Below are 6,802 nucleotides of genomic sequence, written 5' to 3'. Positions count from 1 at the left end.
CGGCCGCGTCGTTGAGCGCGAGGACGTCGTAGCAGATTCCGGTGACGTACGCGGGATTCGCGCCCAGCAGCGCCGGGACACCCGCGACCTCGGGCGCGGCCTCCTCGCCCCCGCTTTCGCCGGGCGTCGCCCCTCCGCCGGCCAGGCGGTGCAGGTGCTCCCGCTCGTCGCCGGTCAGCCGCAGCGCGCGGGCGAGCGCGTCGAGCACCTGGCCGGAGGGACGCACGTCCCGCCCCTGCTCGAGGTAGGTGAGCCAGGTGGCGCTGATGCCGGCCAGCAAGGCCAGCTCCTCGCGCCGGAGCCCGGGGGTGCGCCGGCGCCCGGTGGCCGGCAGGCCCGCGTCGGCCGGCGCCAGCCGCTCCCGGCGGCTGCGCAGGAACGCACCCAGCTCGACGCCCACCGTGGCACCTCCAGTACCAGAATAACGCGATTCTGGATACCAGCTTAGCGACCCGCGAGGCTGGGTCCATGCGAGCTTGGACTGTGACTGCACAGAACGACGACGTCCGCCTCTCCGAGGTGCCGGAGCCCGTGCTCCGGGGAGGTGGCGTGCTGGTGGAGGTGCTCGCCGCGCACCTCCCGGCGTACACGAACGCCGTGGTGCGGGGAAACCGCGGCGGCCTGCCGGTCCCCCTGACCTTGGGCCCCTCCTGCGTCGGGCGCGTGCTCGACGTCGCGCCGGACGTGTTCAGCGTCGCGCCGGGCGACATCGTGCTGGACACGGCGCTGCTGGACGCGGGCGACGGCGACGAAGTCCTGGTGGGCTGGGTCGGCGTGGGCGGCTCCGGCGCCGGCAGCGAACGCACGGACCGCATGCGCACGGTGTGGCGCGACGGCGTCTTCGCGGAGAAAGCGCTCTGCGCCAAGGAAACTCTGGTCAAGCTGCCCGGGGCGGCGGCGTACCCGGATCCCGCCCGCCTGGCGTTCCTGCCGTGGCTCTGCATCGCCGCCACGGGTCTGCACGCGGCCGGGCCGCTCGCCGGCCGCGACGTCGCGGTGATCGGGGCGACCGGCCAGCTGGGCGGCGCGGCGGTGCTGACGGCGCTGGCGGAAGGCGCGGCGACGGTGACGGCGGTGGGCCGCAACGAGGAGGCACTCGGCCGGCTGGCCGGGCTCGGCCCGCGCGTGCGCACCCACCGGCTGACCGGCGACCGCACCACGGACGCGGCGGCCATCGGACCGGTGGACGTGGCCGTCGACACGCTCGGCGCCGCGCCGTCGGCGGAGGCGACGATGGCCGCCTACGACTGCTTGCGGGTGCGCGGCACCCTGGTGCTCGTCGGCGGCGTGCGCCAGGACCTGGCCGTGCCGTACGGCGACCTGATGCACCGCAGGCTCACCCTGCGCGGCTCCTGGATGAGCGACGAGCGGACGGCGACGACGGTGTGGAACCTGGTCCGGTCCGGCGTGCTGGACCTCTCGGCGGTCGAGCTGCGGACGGCGGGCCTCGACGACCCGGCAGCCGCCCTCGGCCTGGCGGAGCGCACGACCGGCCTCGGCTTCGTCGCCCTCGTCCCCTAGAGCGCCAGCCCCGGCGTCAACGCCAATCGCCGCACCTGCTCGAGCGTCAGCGTCGGCTCCGGGCGCTGCTTCGGCACCCGGACGCCGGCGCGCTCCAGCACTCCGCTGTTGTTCGACCAGAACTGCACGACCGCGTCCGGCGTGGCCAGTGCGACGCGGTGGGTCAGGAGGTCGCCGGAGCGGAGCGTCGACAGCCACAACAAGCCCTGCGGGACCGGTTCCGTGCGGCAGAAGATCTCGTCCGGTTCTTCGCACGGCGGGCCGCCCGAGTTGCGGCTGGGCACGATCAGGAGGTGCACCGCCCCGGATCCCCGTGCGTCGGTCACCCGGACCCCCATGTGGAACAACGCGTCCCGGGGCGCGTCCCCCGCCGGGTCGGCGATCAGGTGGAACGGGTCCTTCGGCGCGGTCTCCCCCGGGATCGTCAACCGGGTGATCTGCGCCTCCGGCGGCAGCAGCGACCGCACCGCGCGCCCCACCACGCAGCTCAGCCGGTCGACCAGGGCCGCGCGCGTGTCCGAACCCGTCGGGCAGGGCGCGTTCGCGACCTCGCCCCGGTGCGGCAGCACCACCACCGCCAGCCCCAGGGCCAGCACGATGACGACCACCGCCACCGTCGCCGTGAGCAGGTGCTGCCGGCGGGACCGGCGGGCCGCGGCGAGCACCGCGTCCCCGGACAAGCCGATCGGGGGCTCGCCCTCGGTCACGTACGCCGTCAGCAACGACCGGACCTCCTCCATCACCGCTCCTCTCCGGTCTGCGACGGCAGGACCGCCCGCAGGGCTTCGACCCCGCGGGCCGTCTGGGACTTGACCGTTCCTTCCGCCACCCCGAGCAGCGCCGCGACCTCGCTCACCGGGAGGTCCTCGAGGAACCGCAGCACCACCATCGCGCGCTGCCGGGGCGTCAACCCCGCCAACGCGCGCTCGACGTCGAGGCGCAACGACGTGTCCCGGCCCGGTGGCGACTCCCGGTCCGGCACCGACGACGTCACGTACTCGCGCCCGGACACCCGCCGCCCGGTCAGGAACAGGTTCAGCAGGATGCGGCGCGCGTAGGCGTCGACCGTGCCGGGGCGGACCCGCCGCCAGCGCCGGTACAGCTGGACGAACATCGCCTGGACCAGGTCTTCGGCCGTGTGCCAGTCGCCGCTGAGCGCGAACGCCACCCGGCGGAACCGCTGGACCCGCGCGGCGAAGTACTCGCTGAAGTCGACGTCTCCGGACACTCCCTCATTAGGGCGCGGGCACCCCGAAAGGTTCAACCGTCCCCCGTGCGAGCTACGAGCAGGTGCCCTCTCCGCGGTGACGATTCCCGCGCGCCGGATCCCTAACGTTCGCCGCAGGCCGCGGGAACCGACGCCGCGGGTGGACGAAGGGGTTTTCATGAGGGTCGTCTGGCAGCTGCTGGCCGTGGCCGCGGTCGCGTTCCTCGGGCAGCAGGGCGTTGCCGCCGCGGCGGGCAATCCGTGGCTCACCTTGCTCTTCGGGGGCCTGACCGCGGTGCTCGCGGTGCTCGCCTACCGGTGGGTGGTGCGGAAGACCGAACACCGCCCGGTCACCGAACTGGCCGGGCCGGGCGCCGGGGCCGCCCTCGGCCGGGGGACGCTGATCGGGGTCGCGCTGTTCGGGCTCGTCATCGCGAACCTCGCCCTCCTCGGGGACTACGACGTCCGCGGCTGGGGCACCGTGTCCGGGGCGCTCGGGCTCGCCGGTTTCATGGCGGCCGCCGCGGTGACGGAGGAGCTGCTGTTCCGCGGCATCCTGTTCCGCTTCGTCGAGAAGCACACCGGCACCTGGATCGCGCTGGTGGCGACCGGCGTGCTGTTCGGCCTTTCCCACCTGTTCAACGCCCACGCGAGCCTGTGGGGCGCCATGGCCATCGCCATCGAGGCCGGCGGCCTGCTGACCGCCGCGTACGTCGCCACGCGCAAGCTCTGGGTGCCGATCGGCGTGCACTTCGGCTGGAACTTCGCCGCGGCCGGGATCTTCGGCACGGAGGTCTCGGGCAACGGCACCCCGCAGGGCCTGCTGGACGCCGCCACGTCCGGGCCGTCGATCATCACCGGCGGCGAGTTCGGCCCGGAGGGCAGCCTCTACTCGCTGCTGTTCTGCACGCTGGGGGCGGGTGCGTTCCTGTGGCTGGCCCAGCGGCGCGGCCGCCTGGTACCGCGCCGCCGCGCCGAGCGGGTCGACGACGTCACTACACTTTCCCGGTGATCGATCACCGGCCGGCCGTGGCGCGGTGGCGCCGGCTCGACGTCGTGGTCCGGGACCTCCCGCTCGCGCTGCTGTTCCTGGCCGGGTCGTTCGTGCCCTGGTTGCAGAGCCACGGCACGCAGGTCGGCGGCGTGCCGGCCCGCCCCTTCGACGCGCTGGCCATCGTGGTGGTCGTGGCCGAAAGCCTCCCGCTCGCCGTGCGGCGGCGGTGGCCGGCCGTCTGCCTGACCCTGGTGGCGCTCGGCTTCGCCGTCGACCAGCTCCGCGGCTACCACTCGGTCGCCGGGACCGCGCTCGGCTTCGCGCTGGTGAGCGCGGGAGCCCACCTGGAACACCGCCGGCGCACCACCGCGCTGCTGCTCTCCGCGGCGTACGCCGGGCTGGCGGTCGCCCTCTCCCGCGTCGGTACGGAGCCGCCGTCGGAGTTCGTGACGTTCTTCCTGCTGCTGGTGTTCGCCTGGGGCATCGGGGCCTGGCTGCGCACCACCCGGGCCGCGGAAGCCGGGCACCGGCGCCGCGTCGCCGAGGACACCCGGGCCGCCGAGCGCGCCACCATCGCCCGCGAGCTCCACGACGTCGTCACCCACCACGTGACGGCGATGGTCGTGCAGGCCGAGGCCGCCCGGTACCTGACCGCGGCGCCCGATCGGCTCGACCGGACCCTGACCGCGATCTCCGACACCGGCCGGCGGGCCATCACCGACCTGCGGCACCTGCTCGACCTGCTCAACCCCGACCACGAAACCGAGGCACCGGCGGACGGCGGGCTCCTCGCCCTCGTGGAGCGGGCCCGCCAGGCCGGGCAGCCGGTGGAGTTCACTGAGGAGGGCACGCCCGCGGAGTCGGCCGGCAGCGCCGATCTGGTGGCCTACCGGGTCGTGCAGGAAGCCTTGACGAATGCCCTCAAGCACGCGCGCGGCAGCCGCACCTCGGTCGAAGTGCACCACGGCGAACGGGAAATCGCGGTGGCGGTCCGCACGGCCGGTTCCGGGAGCGTGTCCCCCGGCGGGAGCGGCCGCGGGCTGGCCGGGCTCCGGGAGCGCGTCGGCGTGCTGGGCGGCGACTTCAGCGCGGGCCGCGACGGCGCCGGTTTCACCCTGTCCGCCCGGATCCCCACCGGGAACCCGTCGTGAGCGCGCCGATCCGGGTGCTCGTCTGCGACGACCAGATGCTGATCCGCACCGGGCTGGTGACGATCATCGGCGCCCAGCCCGGGTTCGAGGTGGTGGGCGAGTGCGGCGACGGCCGGGCCGCGGTCGACCTCGCCGCCCGGCTGCACCCGGACGTCGTCGTGATGGACGTCCGCATGCCGGTGCTCGACGGCATCGAGGCCACCCGCCTGCTGGCCGGGGCCGGGGTGCCGCGCCCGGTCAAGGTGCTCGTGCTGACGACGTTCAACCTCGACGAGTACGTCTACGAGGCCCTGCGCGCGGGCGCGAGCGGCTTCCTGCTCAAGGACGCGCCCCCGGACCGGCTGCTGCACGGCATCCGCACCGTGGCCACCGGCGCGGCGCTGCTGGACCCGGAGGTGACGCGCCGGCTGGTCGGCCGGCACGCCGCGCGGATCCGGCCCGCGCCGGGCGCCGCCCCGGACCTCCCGCTGACCCCTCGCGAGCTGGAGGTCCTGCGCCTGCTCGCGGACGGCCTGTCCAACAGCGAGATCGCGGAACGGCTGGTGATCAGCCAGGAAACCGTCAAGACGTTCGTGTCGCGCATCCTCACCAAGCTGGACCTGCGCGACCGCGTCCAGGCCGTCGTCTACGCCTACCGCCACGGCCTGGTGACGTGAACGGGCCTCCCCGGGAGGAGGCCCGTTCACCGGAAGGAACTACATGTGCACGGCGCCCGGCGCCGCTTCGCCCTTCGGGACGCCCGGGCGCAGCAGCAGGCCGCTGAGCACCGCGCCGACCACGTAGATCACCGCGGCCCAGGTGAACGCCGTCGTGTAGCTCTCGATGGCCGCCTCGGCCGCCAGCTGCGGCGTCGGGTTCTTGCCCGCGAGGTAGGCCACCGCCGCGTTGCCGGCCAGCGTCGACAGCAGCGCCGTGCCGATCGAACCGCCGACCTGCTGCATCGTGTTCACCGCCGCCGACGCGACACCCGCGTCGCGCGCTTCGACGCCGAAGGTCGCGACGCTCATCGCCGGCGCCATCGCCAGCCCGATGCCGAAGCCCATCACCAGGAGCGGGCCGAGGACGCCGGAGACGTACGTGCTCTCCAGGCCGATGCCGCTCAGCCAGAACAGGCCCGCGGCGGCGATCGCCATGCCGGTCGGCACCAGCGGCCTCGGGCCGAACCGCGGCAGCAGCACGGCCGTCGCCGTCGTGGCCGACAGCATCAGCGTCGCCACCATCGGCAGGAAGCCGAGGCCGCTCTGGATCGGCGTGAACTGCAGGTTCTGCTGCACGTAGAACGTCAGGAAGAGGAAGATCGCGAACATCCCGATGGCGAGCAGGAACATCGCCAGGTACGAGCCGCCGCGGTCCCGGTCGAGCAGCACGCGCAGCGGCAGCAGCGGGTGTTCGACGCGCTGCTGCAGCCAGACGAACACGCCCAGCAGCACCACGCCCGCGGCCAGGAAGCCCCAGACCGACACCGAAGACCAGGAGTCCGACTCGGCGTTGGCGAAGCCGTAGACCAGGGCGAACAGACCGGCCGACGCGGTCACCGTGCCCGGCAGGTCGAGCTTCGGCCGCGGGCCCTCGTCCTTCTGGTTGCGCAGCAGCACCGAGCTGCCGGCGAACGCGATGACGGCGAAGATGATGTTGACGAACATGCACCAGCGCCAGTCGAGGTACTCGGTGAGCACACCGCCGAGCAGCAGGCCGACCGCCGCGCCGCCACCGCCGATGGCACCGAACACGCCGAACGCGCGGCCGCGCTCCTTCGGGTCGGTGAACGTCGTGGTCAGCAACGAAAGCGTGGCGGGCGCGAGCAGCGCGCCGAACACGCCCTGTGCCGCCCGGGCGACCAGCAGCATCTCGATGTTGGTCGCGAAGCCCCCGAGCGCGGACACCGCGGCGAAGCCGGCCAAGCCGACGAGGAGCGCGTTCTTGCGGCCG

The 6,802-nt window shown here is 74.0% G+C and carries 8 protein-coding genes; 4 read left to right on the top strand and 4 right to left on the bottom strand.

Translation table 11 applies throughout. The features are described 5' to 3' along the window. Window positions 1-400: helix-turn-helix domain-containing protein (locus CCN39_RS45585; protein ID WP_143264418.1), on the bottom strand; the 400-nt coding region annotated here is incomplete at its 3' end. 83 nt (window positions 401-483) lie between these two features. Between CCN39_RS45585 and CCN39_RS45580 the strand changes: the two genes are divergently transcribed. After that, window positions 484-1,521: a zinc-binding dehydrogenase gene (locus CCN39_RS45580; protein ID WP_244211316.1), complete on the top strand. Its 1,038-nt coding sequence runs from the start codon at window positions 484-486 to the stop codon at window positions 1,519-1,521. Here the strand turns inward: CCN39_RS45580 and CCN39_RS45575 are convergent. Then, window positions 1,518-2,261: a hypothetical protein gene (locus CCN39_RS45575; protein ID WP_086853166.1), complete on the bottom strand. Its 744-nt coding sequence runs from the start codon at window positions 2,259-2,261 to the stop codon at window positions 1,518-1,520. The genes CCN39_RS45580 and CCN39_RS45575 overlap by 4 nt on opposite strands. Then, a complete protein-coding gene (locus CCN39_RS45570) occupies window positions 2,261-2,749 on the bottom strand; it encodes a SigE family RNA polymerase sigma factor (protein WP_086853164.1) in 489 nt (162 codons plus the stop codon). The genes CCN39_RS45575 and CCN39_RS45570 overlap by 1 nt, the downstream gene beginning before the upstream one ends. Before the next feature lie 157 nt (window positions 2,750-2,906). Between CCN39_RS45570 and CCN39_RS45565 the strand changes: the two genes are divergently transcribed. Genes CCN39_RS45565 through CCN39_RS45555 form a run of 3 tightly spaced genes read left to right on the top strand, consistent with a single transcriptional unit; the run spans window position 2,907 to window position 5,529 of the window. Beyond that, window positions 2,907-3,740, top strand: a complete 834-nt coding sequence (locus CCN39_RS45565; protein WP_086853163.1) for a CPBP family intramembrane glutamic endopeptidase — start codon at window positions 2,907-2,909, stop codon at window positions 3,738-3,740. After that, on the top strand, window positions 3,737-4,873 hold the full coding sequence (locus CCN39_RS45560) for a sensor histidine kinase (RefSeq protein WP_086853161.1): 1,137 nt from the start codon (window positions 3,737-3,739) through the stop codon (window positions 4,871-4,873). The genes CCN39_RS45565 and CCN39_RS45560 overlap by 4 nt, the downstream gene beginning before the upstream one ends. Further along, entirely contained in the window at window positions 4,870-5,529 is a 660-nt protein-coding gene (locus CCN39_RS45555; protein WP_086853159.1) for a response regulator, read from the top strand. The genes CCN39_RS45560 and CCN39_RS45555 overlap by 4 nt, the downstream gene beginning before the upstream one ends. 39 nt (window positions 5,530-5,568) lie before the next feature. On the opposite strand, the gene CCN39_RS45550 is transcribed toward CCN39_RS45555, so the two are convergent. Continuing rightward, on the bottom strand, window positions 5,569-6,802 hold a 1,234-nt coding region (locus tag CCN39_RS45550; RefSeq protein ID WP_086853157.1), incomplete at its 5' end, for an MFS transporter.

Source organism: Amycolatopsis kentuckyensis (assembly GCF_002155975.1).
Classification (GTDB): Bacteria; Actinomycetota; Actinomycetes; order Mycobacteriales; family Pseudonocardiaceae; genus Amycolatopsis; species Amycolatopsis kentuckyensis.
Note: the sequence above shows the minus strand (reverse complement) of the source record. Positions and strands in the feature narration are given on the sequence as shown.